Source organism: Streptomyces sp. NPDC048255 (assembly GCF_040652415.1).
Classification (GTDB): domain Bacteria; phylum Actinomycetota; class Actinomycetes; order Streptomycetales; family Streptomycetaceae; genus Streptomyces.
In genome coordinates, this window is sequence record NZ_JBEZMA010000013.1 from 77,990 (window position 1) to 95,076 (window position 17,087).

Annotated in this window: 14 protein-coding genes; 7 read left to right on the top strand and 7 right to left on the bottom strand. The window is 72.1% G+C overall.

What is annotated here, in order from left to right; translation table 11 throughout:
- Nucleotides 1-62: 62 nt before the first annotated feature.
- A complete protein-coding gene (locus AB0D94_RS13760) occupies nucleotides 63-1,526 on the top strand; it encodes a VCBS repeat domain-containing M23 family metallopeptidase (protein ID WP_362050573.1) in 1,464 nt (487 codons plus the stop codon).
- Between the two features lie 55 nt (nucleotides 1,527-1,581).
- On the opposite strand, the gene thpR is transcribed toward AB0D94_RS13760, so the two are convergent.
- The 3 genes from thpR to AB0D94_RS13775 all read right to left on the bottom strand — a co-directional run bounded on the left by thpR (nucleotide 1,582) and on the right by AB0D94_RS13775 (nucleotide 4,155).
- Nucleotides 1,582-2,133 (bottom strand): RNA 2',3'-cyclic phosphodiesterase, encoded by a 552-nt coding sequence (gene thpR / locus AB0D94_RS13765; RefSeq protein ID WP_362050576.1) that lies wholly within the window; start codon nucleotides 2,131-2,133, stop codon nucleotides 1,582-1,584.
- A 215-nt stretch (nucleotides 2,134-2,348) separates the two neighbouring features.
- Nucleotides 2,349-3,692 carry an MFS transporter gene (locus tag AB0D94_RS13770; protein ID WP_362050579.1) on the bottom strand — a complete coding sequence of 448 codons (1,344 nt, stop codon included), beginning with the start codon at nucleotides 3,690-3,692 and terminating at the stop codon, nucleotides 2,349-2,351.
- Nucleotides 3,693-3,717: 25 nt separating this feature from the next.
- Nucleotides 3,718-4,155 carry a MarR family transcriptional regulator gene (locus AB0D94_RS13775; RefSeq protein ID WP_030010566.1) on the bottom strand — a complete coding sequence of 146 codons (438 nt, stop codon included), beginning with the start codon at nucleotides 4,153-4,155 and terminating at the stop codon, nucleotides 3,718-3,720.
- Between the two features lie 119 nt (nucleotides 4,156-4,274).
- Between AB0D94_RS13775 and AB0D94_RS13780 the strand changes: the two genes are divergently transcribed.
- Together AB0D94_RS13780 and AB0D94_RS13785 are read left to right on the top strand one after the other, a co-directional pair.
- The gene (locus tag AB0D94_RS13780) at nucleotides 4,275-4,451 is read left to right on the top strand and encodes a ribbon-helix-helix protein, CopG family (RefSeq protein ID WP_362050584.1); all 177 of its coding nucleotides are present in this window, start codon (nucleotides 4,275-4,277) and stop codon (nucleotides 4,449-4,451) included.
- Nucleotides 4,452-4,462: 11 nt separating this feature from the next.
- A complete protein-coding gene (locus tag AB0D94_RS13785) occupies nucleotides 4,463-5,746 on the top strand; it encodes a transposase (RefSeq protein WP_362050786.1) in 1,284 nt (427 codons plus the stop codon).
- 34 nt (nucleotides 5,747-5,780) lie between these two features.
- On the opposite strand, the gene AB0D94_RS13790 is transcribed toward AB0D94_RS13785, so the two are convergent.
- Nucleotides 5,781-7,235, bottom strand: a complete 1,455-nt coding sequence (locus AB0D94_RS13790) for an NCS2 family permease (protein ID WP_362050587.1) — start codon at nucleotides 7,233-7,235, stop codon at nucleotides 5,781-5,783.
- A 128-nt stretch (nucleotides 7,236-7,363) separates the two neighbouring features.
- Between AB0D94_RS13790 and AB0D94_RS13795 the strand changes: the two genes are divergently transcribed.
- Nucleotides 7,364-7,645, top strand: coding sequence for a DUF2530 domain-containing protein (locus AB0D94_RS13795; RefSeq protein ID WP_362050590.1), 282 nt, complete (start codon nucleotides 7,364-7,366; stop codon nucleotides 7,643-7,645).
- Between the two features lie 187 nt (nucleotides 7,646-7,832).
- A complete protein-coding gene (locus tag AB0D94_RS13800) occupies nucleotides 7,833-10,298 on the top strand; it encodes a cation-translocating P-type ATPase (protein WP_362050593.1) in 2,466 nt (821 codons plus the stop codon).
- Nucleotides 10,299-10,421: 123 nt separating this feature from the next.
- Here AB0D94_RS13800 and AB0D94_RS13805 read toward each other — a convergent pair whose 3' ends face one another.
- Complete coding sequence (locus AB0D94_RS13805) at nucleotides 10,422-11,618, bottom strand: MFS transporter (protein WP_362050596.1); 1,197 nt, start codon at nucleotides 11,616-11,618, stop codon at nucleotides 10,422-10,424.
- An 83-nt stretch (nucleotides 11,619-11,701) separates the two neighbouring features.
- Here AB0D94_RS13805 and AB0D94_RS13810 point away from each other — a divergent pair, with 83 nt between their 5' ends.
- Entirely contained in the window at nucleotides 11,702-12,697 is a 996-nt protein-coding gene (locus AB0D94_RS13810; protein ID WP_362050599.1) for a DUF5937 family protein, read from the top strand.
- On the opposite strand, the gene AB0D94_RS13815 is transcribed toward AB0D94_RS13810, so the two are convergent.
- The gene (locus AB0D94_RS13815; RefSeq protein ID WP_362050602.1) at nucleotides 12,694-13,323 is read right to left on the bottom strand and encodes a TetR/AcrR family transcriptional regulator; all 630 of its coding nucleotides are present in this window, start codon (nucleotides 13,321-13,323) and stop codon (nucleotides 12,694-12,696) included. The two genes, AB0D94_RS13810 and AB0D94_RS13815, sit on opposite strands and share 4 nt — an antisense overlap.
- A gap of 70 nt (nucleotides 13,324-13,393) precedes the next feature.
- Here AB0D94_RS13815 and AB0D94_RS13820 point away from each other — a divergent pair, with 70 nt between their 5' ends.
- On the top strand, nucleotides 13,394-13,801 hold the full coding sequence (locus AB0D94_RS13820; protein ID WP_362050605.1) for a RidA family protein: 408 nt from the start codon (nucleotides 13,394-13,396) through the stop codon (nucleotides 13,799-13,801).
- 73 nt (nucleotides 13,802-13,874) lie between these two features.
- Here the strand turns inward: AB0D94_RS13820 and AB0D94_RS13825 are convergent, their stop codons facing one another.
- Nucleotides 13,875-17,027: a molecular chaperone Hsp90 gene (locus tag AB0D94_RS13825; RefSeq protein ID WP_362050608.1), complete on the bottom strand. Its 3,153-nt coding sequence runs from the start codon at nucleotides 17,025-17,027 to the stop codon at nucleotides 13,875-13,877.
- Nucleotides 17,028-17,087 lie beyond the last annotated feature (60 nt).

Consider the following 17,087-nt stretch of genomic DNA (forward strand, 5'->3'; position numbering starts at 1 on the left):
CGTGCCGGTTTGGACGCTTCCCCATGTCTTCTTCCTCGTCCTCCTACGCTGTTTCCCGCTTCATGACCCGCCGGGTCCGCATCGCCACCGGCCTGGTCTGCGCCACCGTCGCCGCCGTGGCCCTCTCCGCCGGAGGGGCGAACGCCGACGGCGCCCCGGAGGACCCGCACGGCGACCTGCACGAGCTGACCGCCGCCGAGCTCGGCCTGCCCGAGGACGGCGCGCCGACCATGATGGCCATGGCCTCCGGCGACAACCGGCCCGACTTCCAGATGCCGTTCAAGTGCGGCGAGGTCTGGCAGGGCGCCTCCCGCTCCGGCCACAGCCCGAGCCCGAACGCCGTCGACTGGACGCAGGGCGGCTCGACGGTCAACTCCCCGGTGGTGGCGAGCGCCGCCGGTACGGCCAAGGTCACCGACCTCGGCGGCCGCAGCTACGGCAAGTACGTGGTCATCAACCACGGCGGCGGCTGGTCCACGGTCTACGCCCACCTCAACGGCTTCAACATCTCCGACGGCGCGCAGGTCAAGGCCGGGCAGCAGATCGGCATCGTGGGCAGCACCGGCAACTCCACCGGCGCCCACCTGCACTACGAGCAGCGCTACAACCGCGACGACCAGCGCACGGTCTTCAACGACACCGTCTTCTCCGGCAGCGGCCGCTGGTCCAAGTCGCTGACCAGCAAGAACTGCGCCACCACGACCCCGGACCCGAAGCCCGAGGGCCCCGGCGGCGGCACCGGCGGCGAGGCCGGCATGACCGACCTGGCCTCGGCCGACCTGAACGGCGACAACGTCATGGACGTGGTGGGCGTGGAGGCCTCCTCGGGCAAGCTGTGGATGTACAAGGGCAGCTCGAACGGGACCATCGCGAGCGGCTCCGGCCGCGTCATGATCGGCAGCGGCGGCTGGAACGGCATGTCCAACCTGACCGGCGGCGACTTCACCGGCGACGGCAAGGACGACGTCGTCGCCGTGGAGGAGTCCACCGGAAAGCTGTGGCTCTACAAGGGCGCGGACAACTCCACCCTCGCGGCCCGGATCATGATCGGCAGCGGCGGCTGGAACGGCATGTCCAGCCTGACCGGCCTCAACCTGAACGGCGACAAGATCGCCGACCTGGCGGCGGTCGAGAAGTCCACCGGCAAGCTCTACCTCTACCCCGGCACCACCAGCGGCCAGGTCGGCGCCCGCAAGGAGATCGGCTCGGGCGGCTGGAACGGCATGTCGAACCTCACCGGCATGGACCTGAACAACAGCGGCCGCCAGGACCTCGTCGCCGTGGAGAAGTCCACCGGCAAGCTGTTCATGTACCCCGGTGACAAGGGCTACCTGAGCCCGCGCATCACGATCGGCTCGGGCGGCTGGAACGGCATGTCCGACCTGATCGGCGGCGACCTGCTGAACTCCAGCCTGTCGGACGACCTGATCGCGGTCCAGAACTCGACCGGCAAGCTGTTCCTCTACCCGGGAACCGGCGCGGGCCAGCTGGGTGCCCGCAAGGAGATCGGCACCGGCGGCTGGTAGTCCCGGCGCACGACGAAGGAGCGGCCCGTCCCTGCAGGACGGGCCGCTCCGCGCGTCAGCCCTCCAGCGGCCAGGCCCCGACGGTCTCGTAGCGCGGCTGCTCCCCGGGGACCCCGCTCACGGGCAGGTTGCTGCGGACCAGGCTGAGCTCGGTGACCTGCCAGGAAGTGCCCTCGTAGGAGCCGAGGCCCTCCAGGTACGGGCGCAGGTCCGCGCCGTCGCGGCTGCGGGCCAGGGTGAGGTGCGGGGTGTAGCGGCGGTGCTGCTCCATGGGTACGCCGGCCCGCCGGGCGGCGGCGTCGGCTCGTTCGGCCAGCAGCCGCATCGTGTCGAGGTCCCCGGCCACGCCCGTCCACAGGGCGCGGTCGCCGAAGTGCCCGGCACCGTGCAGCCGCAGCGCGAAGGGTGCGGTGCGGGCGGCGGCCCGGGCCAGCCGGGCGTACAGGTCCGGGAGCACCTCGTCGCGTACCTCGCCCATGAAGGCGAGCGTGAAGTGCCAGCCCGCTTCCGCGGTCCAGCGCAGCCGGTCGTCGTACAGCGGGCGTACGGCTGCGGCCAGTTCGGCGATGGCGTTGTCCGGCGGCAGTACGGCGGCGAACAGTCTCATGCCGCCGAGCCTAGCCGGGGTGCCCGGGTGCGGCGCCGTTGCCGGGGGCCCTGCCCCCGGACCGCCGCGCCTCAAACGCCGGCGGGCTGGATTTTGCTGCGCTGCGTTTGCGCCTGCCGCGCGGCGGGCTGGTTGCCGCGCAGCGGCAAATCCAGCCTCGCCGGCGTTTGAGGCGCGGGGTCTGGGGCGGAGCCCCAGGAAGCGGCCCCGCAGGGTCAGGCGGCGGCCACCAGCTCGCGGCTGCGCACCGCCGGGACGAAAGTGACGCCATGGCGGTTCACGCTCAGCCTCAGGTTCCCGACACGCGCCAGGACCACCGCGATCGTCGCAGAGGCGACCAAGGAAACCAACCCGCCCGCGGCCATGCCGACGCGGGCGCCGTAGGTGTCCGTGATCCAGCCCAGCAGCGGAGCCCCCAGCGGGGTGCCGCCGGTGAACACCATCATGAACAGGGCCATGACCCGGCCCCGCATCTCGGGGTCGGTGGCCATCTGCACGCTGGAGTTGGCGGTGACGTTGACCGTCAGGCCGAAGATTCCGATGGGTACGAGCAGCGCGGCGAACAGCCAGAAGCCGGGTGCGAAGGCGGTCACGAGCAGCAGGGCCGAGAACAGTACGGCCGCGGCGACCAGCAGCCGCAGGCGGGAGTGTCCGCGCCGGGCGGCGAGCAGGGCGCCCGCCAGGGAGCCTGCCGCGATCAGGGTGTTGAACAGCCCGTAGGTGCCCGCGTCGCCGTGGAAGACGTCGTTGACGAAGGCCGACAGCCAGATCGGGAAGTTGAACCCGAAGGTGCCGATGAAGCCGACCAGCGCGATCGGCCAGATCAGCTCCGGGCGGCCGGCGACGTAGCGCAGGCCCTCGCGCAGCTGCCCCTTGGCGCGGGGCTGCGGTTCGACCGGGTGCAGTTCGTGCGTGCGCATCAGCAGCAGGCCGGCGATGGGCGCGGCGAAGGACAGTCCGTTCAGCAGGAAGGCCCAGCCGGAGCCGACGGCGGTGATCAGCACGCCTGCGATGGCCGGGCCGACCAGCCGCGCGGACTGGAAGTTCGCCGAGTTCAGGCTGACGGCGTTGGCCACCTGGTCCTTGCCGACCATCTCGGAGACGAAGGTCTGCCGGGCCGGGTTGTCGACCACGGTGACGAGGCCGAGCAGGAAGGCGGCGAGGTAGACGTGCCAGACCTGGACGTGTCCCGCGAGGGTGAGTACGGCGAGGGCGATGCCGGTGAGGCCCATCGCGCTCTGGGTGGCGATCAGCAGGGGCCGCTTGGGCAGCCGGTCGGCGAGTACGCCTCCGTAGAGGCCGAACATCAGCATCGGCAGGAACTGCAGGGCGATGGTGATGCCGACGGCGGAGGCGGAGCCGGTCAGGGAGAGGACCAGCCAGTCCTGGGCGATGCGCTGCATCCAGGTGCCCGTGTTGGAGACGACCTGGCCGGTGGCGAAGAGCCGGTAGTTCCGTATCTTCAGCGAGCTGAACATCGAGTTCTTGCCCGCGGGTGCGGCGGTAGAGGGGGTGGATGTGTGGCCGGGTGCGGAGTCTGCTCCGTTTCCCGTACTCAAAAGCGTTCGCCTCCTGGCGTCGTTCCTACAGGTGGGCGAGCTTCTCCAGGACGGGCGCGGCCGCGCGCAGCTTGGCCCATTCGTCCTCGGTCAGCTCGGCCGCGAGCCCGGCCAGGAAGGCGTTGCGCTTGCGGCGGCTCTCTTCGAGCATCGCTTCGGCCTCCTCCGTCTGGCGGACCACCTTCTGGCGGCGGTCGTCGGGGTGCGGTTCCAGCGTGACCAGTCCCTTGGCCTCCAGCAGTGCGACGATGCGCGTCATCGACGGCGGCTGGACGTGCTCGCGCCGGGCCAGCTCACCGGGGGTGGCCTGGCCGCACCGGGCGAGGGTGCCGAGGACCGACATCTCGGTCGGGCTCAGCGATTCGTCGACGCGCTGGTGCTTCAGACGCCTGCCCAGTCGCATGACGGCGGAGCGGAGGTCGTTCACGGCGGCAGCGTCGTCGCCATGGGAGAGGTCATGCATGTCCTTAGAGTAACTCATTACCCTCTCTAAAGAACAACCGATATATCTCGTCACTCGTACGGGTGAGTCGGCGCCGGAAAGTGACACGCGTCCGCACCCGCTGCCCCGACCCTTTCGGCATGGGGACACATGTGCTGAGCATGCGCATAGACGGGGAGCTCCTCGAACGGCTCCGGACTCATGCCGCCAAACGCGGAATGAGCGTCCAGGACTATGTGGTCCGGACGCTCATTCGCGACGACTTCGACGAGCGCTTCAAGGCGGCCGTCGACGAGACGGAGAAGTTCTACCGGTGATCTCGCCTGGGGTGACGGCGGACACGGGGCGCAAGTACCGTGCATACCCCACCAGAGGGCAGGACCAGGTCCTGACCGGGTGGGGTCATACGGTGCGTGCTCTGTGGAACGTGGCTCTGGAACAGCGCGTGTACCTGTGGGAGCAGCGCCGGTACACCCTGCGCTCCGCCGAGCAGTGCAAGCAGCTCACCGCTGCCCGCAAAGAGCTGGACTGGATCGGGGAACTCCCCGCGCAGACCGGGCAGCAGATCCTCCGCACCCTTGACCGGGCGTACGACAACTTCTGGAACCCTGGGCATCCGGCGGGGTATCCGGCACGGAAGAAGCGCGGGAACCGCCTGTCGATCCCGTTTCCCGGCCAGTGGGTGGAGGTCCGCAAGCTGAACCGCGAGTGGGCCGAGGTGCGTCTGCCGAAGCTGGGATGGCTGCGTTTCCGGCTCTCCCGCGCGCTCGGCGGCACGATCCGCAACGCCACAGTGTCCCGGGACGGCAACGGCTGGCACATCTCCTTCGGCGTCCACGCCGAGCGGAAGCCGGACGCCCCGAACGGGAAGCCCGCATGCGGGGTGGACTTCGGCGTTGCCGCGTCCGCATTCGTCTCCACCGAGACCACGCCCCGGCTCATGCGGCCGACGCTCACCGCCCACGAGAAGAGGCGTCTCAAGGCGCTGGAGCAGCGCAAGGCCCGCCAGGTCACCTACGCGAAGAAATACAACGGAGGGAAGTACGGGACCCGGCTGCGCAAGACGATCGCCGCCATCGGCCGACTTCGCACCCGGCAGGCCAACCGGCGCCATGACTTTACGCACAAGCTCACCACCGACCTAGCCAAAAACCACGGCCTGATCGGTATCGAGGACCTGCGCGTGAAGAACATGACCAAGTGCGCCAAGGGCACCGCAGAGAAGCCCGGAAAGAACGTCCGCCAGAAGGCCGGGCTGAACCGGTCGATCCTCGACAACACCCCTGGGGAGCGGCGGCGGCAGCTTGAGTACAAGGCCCGCATGTACGGGTCCGTACTCGTCTCGGTGCCACCGTTCCACACCTCTCAGACCTGCGCCGCATGTGGCCAGGTTGATCCCGAATCCCGCAAGGGATGCGGCCGGTTGTTCGCCTGTACCCGCTGCGGGCACGAGGACGATGCCGACCACAATGCCTCGGTCGAGATCGAGGCCCGAGCCCGCCGGACGGGTGGCTCGGACATCAACAGCACGCGCAGCATCCCCAGGGTGCGAGTCCCGGCCACCGGCCGGAGGCGGATGCGTGAAGCATCGAAGCCTGCCCACGCGAGCTGAAGGGAATCGCCCCCATTCATGAGGGCGAGCATCGTCACGTGAGGCCGAGCGCCGGCATCGCGTAGTAGAAGACGAACACCGCCGATACGACGTACATGGCCACCGGGACCTCGCGGCCCCGGCCGGTCGCCAGGCGCAGCGCGCAGAAGCTCACGAAGCCGATGCCGATGCCGTTGGTGATCGAGTAGGTGAAGGGCATCATCACCATGGCCAGGAAGGCCGGGACGGCGATGGTGAAGTCGCTCCAGTCGATGTCCTTGACCGAGCCCGCCAGGATCAGGAAGCCGACCGCCACGAGCGCCGGGGTGGCCGCCTGGGACGGGACCATGGTCGCGAGCGGGGTGAGGAACAGCGCCACGGCGAAGAGGCCGCCCGTCACCACGTTCGCCAGGCCGGTACGGGCGCCCTCGCCGACGCCGGCCGTGGACTCCACGAAGCAGGTGGTGGCCGAGGAGGAGGTCGCGCCGCCCGAGGCGACGGCCAGGCCGTCGACCAGCAGGACCTTGTTGATGCCGGGGAAGTTGCCGCTCTTGTCGATCAGCTTGGCCTCGTCACCGACGCCGAGGATGGTGCCCATCGCGTCGAAGAAGCAGGACAGCAGCACCGTGAAGACGAACAGGGCGCCGGTCAGCATCCCGACCTTCTCGAAGCCGCCGAACAGGCTGACCTGGCCGACGAGCCCGAAGTCGGGCGCGGCCACCGGGTTGCCCGGCCACTCGGGGACGGTCAGGCCCCAGGCCTCGCCCGGCAGCTCGGTGATCAGCTGGACGGCGACCGCGACGACGGTCATGACCACGATGGAGATCAGGATCGCGCCCGGCGTCTTGCGGATCAGCAGGGCGAGGGTCAGCAGCACGCCGACGACGAAGATCAGGACCGGCCAGCCGTGCAGGTGGCCGTTGCCGCCGAGCTGGAGCGGGACCGTGGTGTGCGCGGCGTCCGGGATGCGGGAGACGAAGCCCGAGTCGACCAGGCCGATCAGCATGATGAACAGGCCGATGCCGATGGCGATGCCCTTGCGCAGGCCCACCGGGACGGCGTTCATGACCCGCTCGCGCAGGCCGGTGGCGACGAGCAGCATCACCACGAAGCCGGCCAGGACCACCATGCCCATGGCGTCGGCCCAGCTCATGCGCGGGGCGAGCTGGAGGGCGACGACGGTGTTGACGCCGAGGCCGGCCGCCAGCGCGATCGGGACGTTGCCGATGACACCCATGAGGAGGGTGGAGAAGGCGGCCGTCAGGACGGTGGCGGTGACGAGCTGGCCGCCGTCGAGCTGGTGCCCGTACATGTCCTTCGCGCTGCCCAGGATGATCGGGTTCAGCACGATGATGTACGCCATCGCGAAGAAGGTCGCCAGCCCGCCGCGGACCTCGCGGGCCACGGTGGAGCCGCGCTCGGAGATCTTGAAGTAGCGGTCCACCGCGGAGGCCTCGCGGGGGGCGGGCTCCGGGGCGGTGGCGGTGGGGGCGGGGGCCGGGGTGCTCATACGGTCCTCATTGGGTGGTTCATACGAAGAAAGTGGGCCTCGCCCAAACCGTTTCAGTATGAACACATGAGCGAAGGGGCGTCCATCTCCGCGCGTAGACCCCGAAATGGCGGGCCTAGACTTGGCGCATGGCGAAATGGACTGCGAAGCACGAGGCGCCCGCGCCCCTTGAGGGCCCTGTTGTCGCGACCATCACCGGCGGCACGATCATCTGGTTCGTCCTCTTCCTGGTCCAGCTCCCCTTCTACGGGTGGTTCGCCGACCGCGGCCAGCTGTGGTGGGTGTGGACCTGCGCGGCCGGCGGCTTCCTCGGGCTGATCGGCATCTGGTACGTCCGCGGCCGCGACGCGGCCCTGAAGCGGCACGCCGCCGAGCAGGCGGAGCAGCCTGAGCGGTCCGACGAGGCGTAGCGACATCCAGCCCCGCCGGCGTTCGAGGCGCGGGGTCCGGGGCGGAGCCCCGGGAACGGACCCGCACCCGCACCCCGCACCCGGCGAACGGCGAACGGCTACCAGGGGACGATCCGGGTCATCCCGAAGTCGGATCTTCCGACCGCTCGGGGGGTGAACCGTTCGAACCCCGCTTAACGTCGGATGCATGACGCAGCGGGCGAAGACCGAATCCGATGGGCCGGAGCCGGGCGGCGGGTCCGCCTCGACCGCCATCGACGCAGGGGCGGAGCTGGACCCCGTACACCCGGTGCAGCCGCCCGCACCGAAATTCAAGCCGGGCGGCCTGACCACCGCCGAAGTCGCCGAACGGGTCGCCCGCGGCGACGTCAACGACGTCCCCGTCCGGAGCAGCCGCTCCACCGCCGACATCGTCCGCGGCAACGTCTTCACCCGGTTCAACGCCATCATCGGCGTCCTCTGGGTGATCATGCTGATCGTCGCGCCGATCCAGGACAGCCTCTTCGGCTTCGTGATCATCGCCAACACCGGCATCGGCATCATCCAGGAACTGCGCGCCAAGAAGACCCTCGACGGCCTCGCCGTCATCGGCGAGGCCAAACCCAGCGTCCGCCGCGACGGCAGGACGGCCGAGATCTCCACGTCCGAGATCGTCCTCGGCGACGTCATCGAACTCGGCCCGGGCGACAAGGTCGTCGTCGACGGCTCCGTCGGCGAGGCCGACGGCCTGGAGATCGACGAGTCCCTGCTCACCGGCGAGGCCGACCCCGTCCTGAAGAAGCCCGGCGACCAGGTCATGTCCGGCTCCTTCGTGGTGGCCGGCGGCGGCGCCTTCACCGCCACCAAGGTCGGCCGCGAGGCCTACGCCGCCCAGCTCGCCGAGGAGGCCTCCCGCTTCACGCTCGTCCACTCCGAGCTGCGCTCCGGCATCTCCACCATCCTCAAGTACGTCACCTGGATGATGATCCCGACCTCGATCGGCCTCATCATCAGCCAGCTGATCGTCAAGGACACCAACCTCAAGGACTCCATCGCCCGGACCGTCGGCGGCATCGTCCCGATGATCCCCGAAGGGCTCGTGCTCCTCACCTCCGTGGCCTTCGCGATCGGCGTCATCCGGCTCGGCCGCAAGCAGTGCCTGGTCCAGGAACTCCCCGCCATCGAAGGCCTCGCCCGCGTCGACGTGGTCTGCCTCGACAAGACCGGCACCCTCACCGAGGGCGGCATGGACGTCACCGAGCTCCGCCCGCTCGGCGGCGCGGACACCGCGTACGTCAAGAAGGTGCTCGGCGCGCTCGGCGAGTCCGACCCCCGCCCCAACGCCAGCCTCCAGGCCATCATCGACGCCTACCCGGACAGCACGGAGTGGCGCTGCACCGAGTCCCTGCCCTTCTCCTCCGCCCGCAAATACAGCGGCGCCAGCTTCAGCGAGGGCGACGGCGAGAACAACACCTGGCTGCTCGGAGCCCCCGACGTGCTCCTCCCGGCCGGGGACCCGGCCCTCGAAGAGATCAACGACCTCAACGAGCAGGGCCTACGGGTCCTCCTGCTGGCCCGCTCCGCCCGCGAGCTCGACGACGACGCCGTCGCCACCGGGGTCAGGCCCACCGCCCTGGTCGTCCTCGAACAGCGGCTGCGCCCCGACGCCGCCGACACGCTGCGCTACTTCGAGGACCAGGACGTCAAGGCGAAGGTCATCTCCGGCGACAACGCGATCTCCGTCAGCGCGGTCGCCGGCAAGCTGGGCCTGCCGGGCGCGGAGAACACCGTCGACGCCCGCCGGCTGCCGGCCGACCGGGCCGACATGGCGAAGGTCCTCGACGAGAACTCCGTCTTCGGCCGCGTCACCCCGCAGCAGAAGCGGGACATGGTCGGCGCCCTCCAGTCCAACGGCCACACCGTTGCGATGACCGGTGACGGCGTCAACGACGTCCTGGCCCTCAAGGACGCGGACATCGGCGTGAGCATGGGCTCCGGCTCCGAGGCCACCCGCGCGGTCGCACAGATCGTCCTCCTCAACAACAGCTTCTCCACCCTCCCCTCGGTGGTCGCCGAGGGCCGCCGCGTCATCGGCAACATCACCCGGGTGGCCACGCTCTTCCTCACGAAGACGGTCTACTCGGTGCTGCTGGCCATCCTGGTGGTCTGCTCGCAGGTCGAGTACCCCTTCCTGCCCCGCCACCTGACGCTGCTGTCCACCCTGACCATCGGCATCCCGGCCTTCTTCCTCGCGCTGGCCCCCAACAAGGAACGCGCCAGGCCGCACTTCGTGAAACGGGTGATGCGGTACGCGATCCCCGGCGGCGTGATCGCGGCGACGGCCACCTTCGTGACGTACCTGGTCGCCCGGCACTACTACACCGGCCCGGACGCCCTGAAGGCCGAGACCAGCGCGGCGACGCTCGCGCTGTTCCTGACCTCGATGTGGGTCCTGGCGATCATCGCCCGCCCGTACACCTGGTGGCGGGTGGGCCTCGTCGGCGCGATGGGCGGAGCCTTCCTGATCGTCCTGGTCGTGCCGTGGCTCCAGGACTTCTTCCAGCTCAAGCTGGAGGGCACGACCATGCCGTGGATCGCGGTGGCCGTCGCGGCGGCCGCGGCGACCCTGATCGAGTTCACCTTCCGCTGGGTGGACCGCAAGTTCCCGGCCTGACACCCGGCCTGACACCCGGCCTGACACCCGGCCCGACACCCGGCCCGACACCCGGCCCGCCCCCTGTTCGTGACCATGCCGCCCGGGCCCTGACCCCTGTGCAGGGCCCGGGCGGCATGGTGGTCAGGCGGCGAGGGTGTGGTCCGCTTCCTCGCGGGCGGCCACGCGGCTGCGCAGGGCCAGGGTGGCCACCGCCGTGGCGAGGCCGGCGCCCAGGGCGATCCACCACAGGGCCGCCGCGCCGAGGCCGGTGTAGACGGTCACGCCCAGGGTGAGCGCGGTGAAGCGGGCCACGCCCCAGGTCCAGCTGAAGGCGCCCTGGTAGCGGCCGCGGGCATGCGCCGGGGCGAGGTTCGCGACCACCGTGGCCGCGAGCCCGGCCACGACGACCTCGCCGAGCGACCAGACGGCCACCGACACCACGTAGCCGGCGATCCCGTCGGCCAGACCCGTCAGCGCCACCCCGACGGCGATCAGCGCGCTGCCCGCGGCCTGGACCTGCAGCTTCGGCAGCTTCGCGAGGCGGGCCGTCACGAACGGCTGGAGCCCCACCACCAGCACCGCGTTGACCGCGGCCAGCGAACCGTAGACGGCCGGCGAGAGCCCGCTGTCACGGACCGCCAGCGGCAGCGCGACCTCGGTCAGCGAGTACACGAACAACTGGACGCCGAAGATCGGGAGCAGCAGGAGCATCAGCCGGTCGCGCAGGACGACCCCGTAGCCCACGCCCGCGTCCTCGCCCGGCGCGGCCGGAGCCCGCTCCGGCTCGCGCAGCCGGGCCGCCACCACGGCGGCGTAGACCAGCATGGTCCCGGCGTCGACCGCGAAGAGCAGCCAGTACCCGTGCGCGGCGAGGAAGCCGCCCAGCACCCCGGCGACGGCCGTGCCGATGTTCACGCCCCAGCCGAAGAGCGCGTACGCCCGCTGGCGGCGCTCCCCGTCCACCGCGTCGGCCATCAGCGCGTACGAGGCGGGACCGACCGTTGCCGAGGCGGCGCTGAGCAGCAGCGCGGCCGCCGCCATCGTCCACACCCCCGGCGCGAGGAAGAGGGCGCCCTGCGCCGCCGCGGCGCCGATCAGCCCGATCAGCATCGTCGGGCGGCGGCCCATCCGGTCGGCGAGCACCCCGCCGAGCACCGGGCCCAGCAGGTTGCCGGCGCCCAGAGCGCCGAGGACGTACGAGGTCTCGGTGCCGCTGACACCGCGGTCGGCCAGCAGGAACACCAGGAACGGGGTGACGAGGTGGCCGAGCCGGTTGACGATCGTGCCGGCGAACAGGGTCCAGACGGTGGGCGGGAGACCGCGGAAGGTGGAGGGCATGCGAGGAGCGTGCGCCCCTCCACCCCCGACCCCGAATTGATTAAGCTCAGACCGAATCCAGCAGATCCCGGGGGGCGTTCTTCATGGAGTACGGACTGACATTCTCGGCGGCGGACCTGGCGCAGACCAGGTTCGCGGTCTCCCCGATGTGGGAGGTCGTGACCAGCTTCCGGCTGCTCAGGGAGGACACCGACCCGCCCCTGCACCGCCGTTGGGCCGCCCAGGTACGGCCCCGCGTGCTGCGGGCGGGCCTGGACCGGGGCTGGCTGGCCGCGCTGATCCCGGGCAACGGCTACCTCGCGGACTTCCTCAACCCGGCCCCGGCCGGGCCCTTCCCCGAACTCCCCGCCGAACTGGACGCCATCCGCCGCAGCAGCCCGGAACAGGTCCGCGCGGACCTCGACATGATCCGGCGCAAGTCCTCCGGCCCCTCGCCCCGGCTCAGGCTGCTCCACGAGGAGCCGCGGGCCGCGCTGGAGAAGGTCGCGGAGGAGATCGAGACCTACTGGGAGCTCGCGCTCGCCCCCTACTGGCCCCGGATCCGCCAGCTTCTGGAGGCCGACCTGTTCCACCGCGCCCGGCAGGTCGCCGAGCACGGTTCCGCGTACGTCCTGAACGAGCTGCACGACACCGTCAGCTGGGACGACGGCACCCTGCGCCTGGTCCGCCGGCAGTGCGAGCTGACCCGGGACCAGACGGGCTCCGGGATGCTGCTGGTGCCCTCGGCCTTCGCCTGGCCCCGCGTGCTGACCCGCTCGGTGGCGCCCGACCCGCCCCAGCTCGCCTACCCCGCACGGGGCATCGGCGGCCTGTGGGAGCCCCGTACGACCGGGGCCGCCGCCGAAGCGGTCGCCGGGGTCCTCGGCCGCTCCCGCGCACAGCTGCTCGCCGAACTCGACACCCCGGCCTCGACCACGCAGCTGGCCCGCAACTGCGGACTGTCCGCCGCCGCCGTGTCCCAGCACCTCACGGCCCTGCGGAACGCGGGCCTGATCACCGGGCACCGCAACGGCCGCTCGGTGCTCTACGCCCGGACGGCCGTCGCCGACGCGCTCCTCACCCCCGTGGCGGTGCCCTAGGAGGGCGGGTTCGCCCGGGTGCCCGGCCGCCAGCCGTCCTCGACCGACCGGTGGCACCGGTCGGGGCCGTCTCCCGCGCTGATGTACAGGGCGGTCAGCACGGGGACGCCGTTCGAGAGCGCCTCGCGCGGCAAGGGGCCGGTGGCGACGAGCGAGGCGAGGCCGTGGCCGACCGTCCAGCTCTGCGTCGCGAGCTCCAACGGGTCGACGTCCTCGCGGAAGCGGCCGCTCTCCTTGGCCCGTTCGACGGCGCGGACCAGGCAGTGCAGGGACTCGTCCGCCGCGGCTGCGTCTTCGAGTTCGAAGTCCGCGTCGAACATGACGCGGTAGAGGTCGGGATTCTCCAGGGCGTTGGAGACGTAGGCGGCTCCCAGGGCGGCGAGGTCCCGTACCGGGTCCGCGGACATCGATACGGCGGCGAGCCTGACGGCGAGGCGGGTGAAGCCTTCCTGCCGCAGCGCCTTCCACAGGCCGTCCATGCCGCCGAAGTAGGTGTAGACGGCCATCGTCGACACACCGGTATCGGCGACCAGTGAGCGGAGCGTGACCGGTTGCCGCGTCCGGAGCATCTGCGCCGCCCGGTCCAGCAGTTGGGAACGGACCTTCGGATCTTTCGCCCTCGCCATGGCGCCATATTACATAGCATCGCTATGCTTAAGCGGCTGATCTTGTCGCCCTGGATGCCGAGGAGGAGTCATGTCCGTGACGCTGGTCAATCCTGAGGGATTGCCGAAGCCCGATGTCTACCGGCAGCTGTCGATCGCCACCGGATCGAAGCTGGTGTTCCTCGCGGGACAGGTCGCCCGCGACGCCGACGGCCGGCCGGTGGGGGAAGGGGACCTCGCCGCACAGGTCGAACAGTGCTACCTCAACATCAACACCGCCCTGACCGAGATCGGTGGCTCGTTCGACGACGTGGCGAAGCTGACCGTCTACGTCGTCGACTGGAGCGCCGAGAAGATGCCGCTGCTCGGTGAGGGAGTGGGCCGGGCGGCGGCGAAGCTGGGGATCGACCCGGTCAAGCCGATCACCCTGCTGGGCGTCGCGGCGCTGGGGGAACCGGACCTCCTCGTCGAGGTCGAGGCCACGGCCGTCATGGATTAGCCGTATCCCCTCGCCGCTCCCCGCCGCCCCTCGGCGCCGCGAGCAGTCGCCCGCGCCGCCGCCCGCCGCCCTCCTAGTCGAACCAGCGGTCGCGGGCCAGTTCCGCCGTGCGCGACGGGTCCTCCAGCAGGGCCGCGACCTCGAAGCGGCGCGGCCACTGGCCCGCCGACCAGGCCAGACCCGCCGCCACACCCTCCAGGGTGGAGGCGTGGAGGGTGCCGTCCGGGGTGCGGCGCCAGTCCAGTTCGATGCCCCCCGCGATCAGTTCCTCGTGCTCGACGTACGTCAGCGGCGCCGACGGGCCCAGCAGCAGGAGCACCGGCTCCGGGACCTCGTGCTCCTCGCCCGGGGTGGTGACCTCCGCCGGGACCGTCTCCGACAGGCGCCGCACCTGGAGCAGCTCCGCGAGGTCCGCCGCGCGGGACGGAGTGACCGGCAGCAGGGGCAGGCCCGCCGTCAGCGGCAGCAGGTCCGGGGCGTCGGCGATCACCGCGTCGGCCGCGTCCACCACGGTGACCTCGCCGTCCACCACCGCCCGCAGCTCGTCCGGCAGGGTGACCTGCTCGGGGTCCAGGTCGGCCAGCGCCCCGTACAGGCCGTACAGCTGGCGGCCCGTCACCTCCCGGTCCGGGTCGGCCAGCCGGCCCAGCAGCTCGGCCGCGCCGCCGGGCTCCTCCAGCAGGGCGGCCACGGTGGTCCGTACGCCCAGCGCCCGCAGGACCTGCTCGTCCTCGAAGCCGGTGGCGTCCGCCGGGGTGTACAGGCCCTCCAGCAGCGGGTCGCCGCCCGCCGCGCGCAGGCCGGCCGGGCGGCGGCCGTCGAGCACCGGGTGGTCGCGCAGCCACCACGCGGTGTACGGGCGCACGGACTGGGTGGTGCCGTCCGGGAGCAGGATCCGCACGGGCTGGGTCAGCGCGTCCCGCAGCGGGGGCTGCGCCAGCATCGCCAGCGCCTGCGGCCAGCAGTCGTCGTCGACCAGGTCGAGGTCGCGTACGGCCACCAGCTCGGTCGCCACCGGCGGCACGGGCAGCTCCGGCAGCTGGTCCAGTACGTCCTCGCACCACACGTCCACCGCGTCCAGCAGGCCCGCGTCGTCCGGCTCCGCGAAGTCGCCCTCGCGGGGCTCCAGTTCATCCGGGTCCAGGACCAGGTCGGTGGCGCGCACCAGCTGGAACTCCGCGAGCACCCCGCAGGCGGTCAGCGGGCCCGGGCCCCAGCGCTCGACCAGCTCGGCGTCCACGTGCGGGACCTCGTCCTCGCGGATAACGGAGGCCAGCGGGGAGCCGGGCAGCAGCAGTTCGCCCGCCGGGGTCGGTTCGCCGTCCTCGTCGGGCAGGGCCAGCGCGCCCAGCCAGGGCTCGTCCCCGGGGGCCAGCTCGGCGTCGCGGACCAGCCCCAGCACCACCTCGGCCAGCTCCTCCGGGTCGAGGGCGTCCTCGTCCCAGATCTCGCCCGCGTCCAGCGAGGCCGCGACGGCCGCCCGCACCTGCGGGGTCGTCAGGACCGCCCGCGGGGTGGCGGGCAGGGCGCCGAGCTTCTCCAGCAGCGGGTGCGCCGCCTCCGGGTGCGCCACCTTCAGGCCCAGCCGGGCCAGGTCGGTGCCGGCGGCCGCGGCCAGGTCCGCGTCGGGCAGCAGCAGGTGGCGGGGGCCGATCGCGGTGCGGCCGTCGGCCAGCGGCACGGGCAGCCCGGACAGCCGGTCGGGATCGACCCCGGCGAGGCTGTCGTAGAGCCGGTGCCACCAATCGGGGGTCCGCTCGATGCCCGCGATCCGCTCGATCGCGTCACCCAGCGGGAGCCGGCCCACGCCCAGCGTGCGCAGCTCGGGGCGGCGCTCCAGGCCCGCCGGGAGCAGCGTCGGCAGGACCTCGGCGAGGACCCGTACGGTGTCGGCGCCCGCGCCCTCCACCACCTCGGCCTCGAAGGGGCGCAGCGCGGCCCGCTCCTCGGCGTGCTCGGGCGGGGCCGCGGCGGCGAGGAAGGCCGTACGGGGAAGCCGGCGCAGCACGGCGGCGCGCAGGGCCCCGTCCAGCTCGCCCTTGCCGAGCGGGCCGGGGACGAGGTCCACCAGCGCGGTGGTCACCGGGTCCCAGGCGCCGAGGAGTTCGGCGTACGCGTCGGCGGCGCGCTCCACGAGGAAGTCGGTCAGCGGACCGGGCGCCGGGTGGCGGCGGCTGGTGTCCAGCGGCAGGGTCGCGATGAGCAGGGCGGGGATGCCCAGCGGTTCGTCTGTGGGCGTCGGCGCGTGCACCACGGGCGCGGTGGCCGGGCGCAGCGGGGCGCCGTCGGTGTCGACGGGCACGGCCCAGGACACCGCCCAGGCGGGCCGCAGCCGCTCCTCCACCGGCCGGTCGGCGAGCAGCGCCTTCTCGATGGGGCCGCCGTGGCGGACGGTGCGCCAGCGGTTCGTGCCCGTCAGGGAGTCCTCGACGACGGTGTACGGGCCCTCGTCGCGGCGCAGCAGGGTACGGGTGGGTGCCGCGGGGGTCTCCACGACGATCTCCCGCAGCCCGGGCAGGGTGAGCAGCAGCGCGTCGTCGATGCCGGCCAGCAGCCGCTCGACGAGGTCCGCGGCGGCCGCGTCGCGCAGCGGGAGCACGACGACGGTGTCGTAGCCGTCGGGGGCGGTGCCCTCGGCGGGCAACGGGAGGCGCAGCAGCGGGACGTGGCCGTCGCGGCGGCGCAGCTCGTCGCCGAGGCCGGGGCTGCCGACGGCGGCGCCGCGGGCCAGCTCCCGGGCCTCGGCCAGCGACCAGCGGACCCCGCCGTGGCGGCCCAGTACGGCGGGTTCGTCGGAGACGGCGAGGACGGCGGCGAACCCGACGCCGAACCGGCCGACGCTCTGCCCCACGCCCGCGGGGCCGTCCGCCGCGGCGGGCTCGCGCTTGGCGGAGGCGCGCAGCGTGCTCAGCGATTCCACGCCCGTCGCGTCCAGCGGGGAACCGGTGTTGGCGACGGCCAGCACCGCGTGGCCGGCCCCTGCCGCGTGCAGGGTGAGCCGCAGCCGGCCGGGCACCTTGGCGCGGGCCGCGGCGTCGGCGGCGTTCTGCGCCAGCTCGACGACGAGCCGGTCCCGGTAGCCGCCGAGCGCCAGGTCCTCCTCGGCGTTGGCGTCCTCGCGGAACCGGGCCGGGCCCGCGCCCCAGGCGTCGAGCACCCCGCGCCGCAGCCGGGCCGTGCCGAAGGGGTCCACGCCGCTCTGGGCCGCCGTCACTCGCACGCTCACGCCGCTGCCTCCATGCTGTGCCGCCTTCAAGAATGCCGGGCCCTCGAACCTGCCCCGAAC

What these genes read in the sequence shown, in the direction of transcription:
- AB0D94_RS13820 (WP_362050605.1), top strand. Translation starts at nt 13,394, where the DNA reads ATGTCCGTGACGCTGGTCAATCCTGAGGGATTGCCGAAGCCCGATGTC.
- AB0D94_RS13780 (WP_362050584.1), top strand. Translation starts at nt 4,275, where the DNA reads ATGGGGACACATGTGCTGAGCATGCGCATAGACGGGGAGCTCCTCGAA.
- AB0D94_RS13795 (WP_362050590.1), top strand. Translation starts at nt 7,364, where the DNA reads ATGGCGAAATGGACTGCGAAGCACGAGGCGCCCGCGCCCCTTGAGGGC.
- thpR (WP_362050576.1), bottom strand. Translation starts at nt 2,133, where the DNA reads ATGAGACTGTTCGCCGCCGTACTGCCGCCGGACAACGCCATCGCCGAA.
- AB0D94_RS13775 (WP_030010566.1), bottom strand. Translation starts at nt 4,155, where the DNA reads ATGCATGACCTCTCCCATGGCGACGACGCTGCCGCCGTGAACGACCTC.
- AB0D94_RS13760 (WP_362050573.1), top strand. Translation starts at nt 63, where the DNA reads ATGACCCGCCGGGTCCGCATCGCCACCGGCCTGGTCTGCGCCACCGTC.
- AB0D94_RS13815 (WP_362050602.1), bottom strand. Translation starts at nt 13,323, where the DNA reads ATGGCGAGGGCGAAAGATCCGAAGGTCCGTTCCCAACTGCTGGACCGG.
- AB0D94_RS13790 (WP_362050587.1), bottom strand. Translation starts at nt 7,235, where the DNA reads ATGAGCACCCCGGCCCCCGCCCCCACCGCCACCGCCCCGGAGCCCGCC.
- AB0D94_RS13800 (WP_362050593.1), top strand. Translation starts at nt 7,833, where the DNA reads ATGACGCAGCGGGCGAAGACCGAATCCGATGGGCCGGAGCCGGGCGGC.
- AB0D94_RS13810 (WP_362050599.1), top strand. Translation starts at nt 11,702, where the DNA reads ATGGAGTACGGACTGACATTCTCGGCGGCGGACCTGGCGCAGACCAGG.
- AB0D94_RS13805 (WP_362050596.1), bottom strand. Translation starts at nt 11,618, where the DNA reads ATGCCCTCCACCTTCCGCGGTCTCCCGCCCACCGTCTGGACCCTGTTC.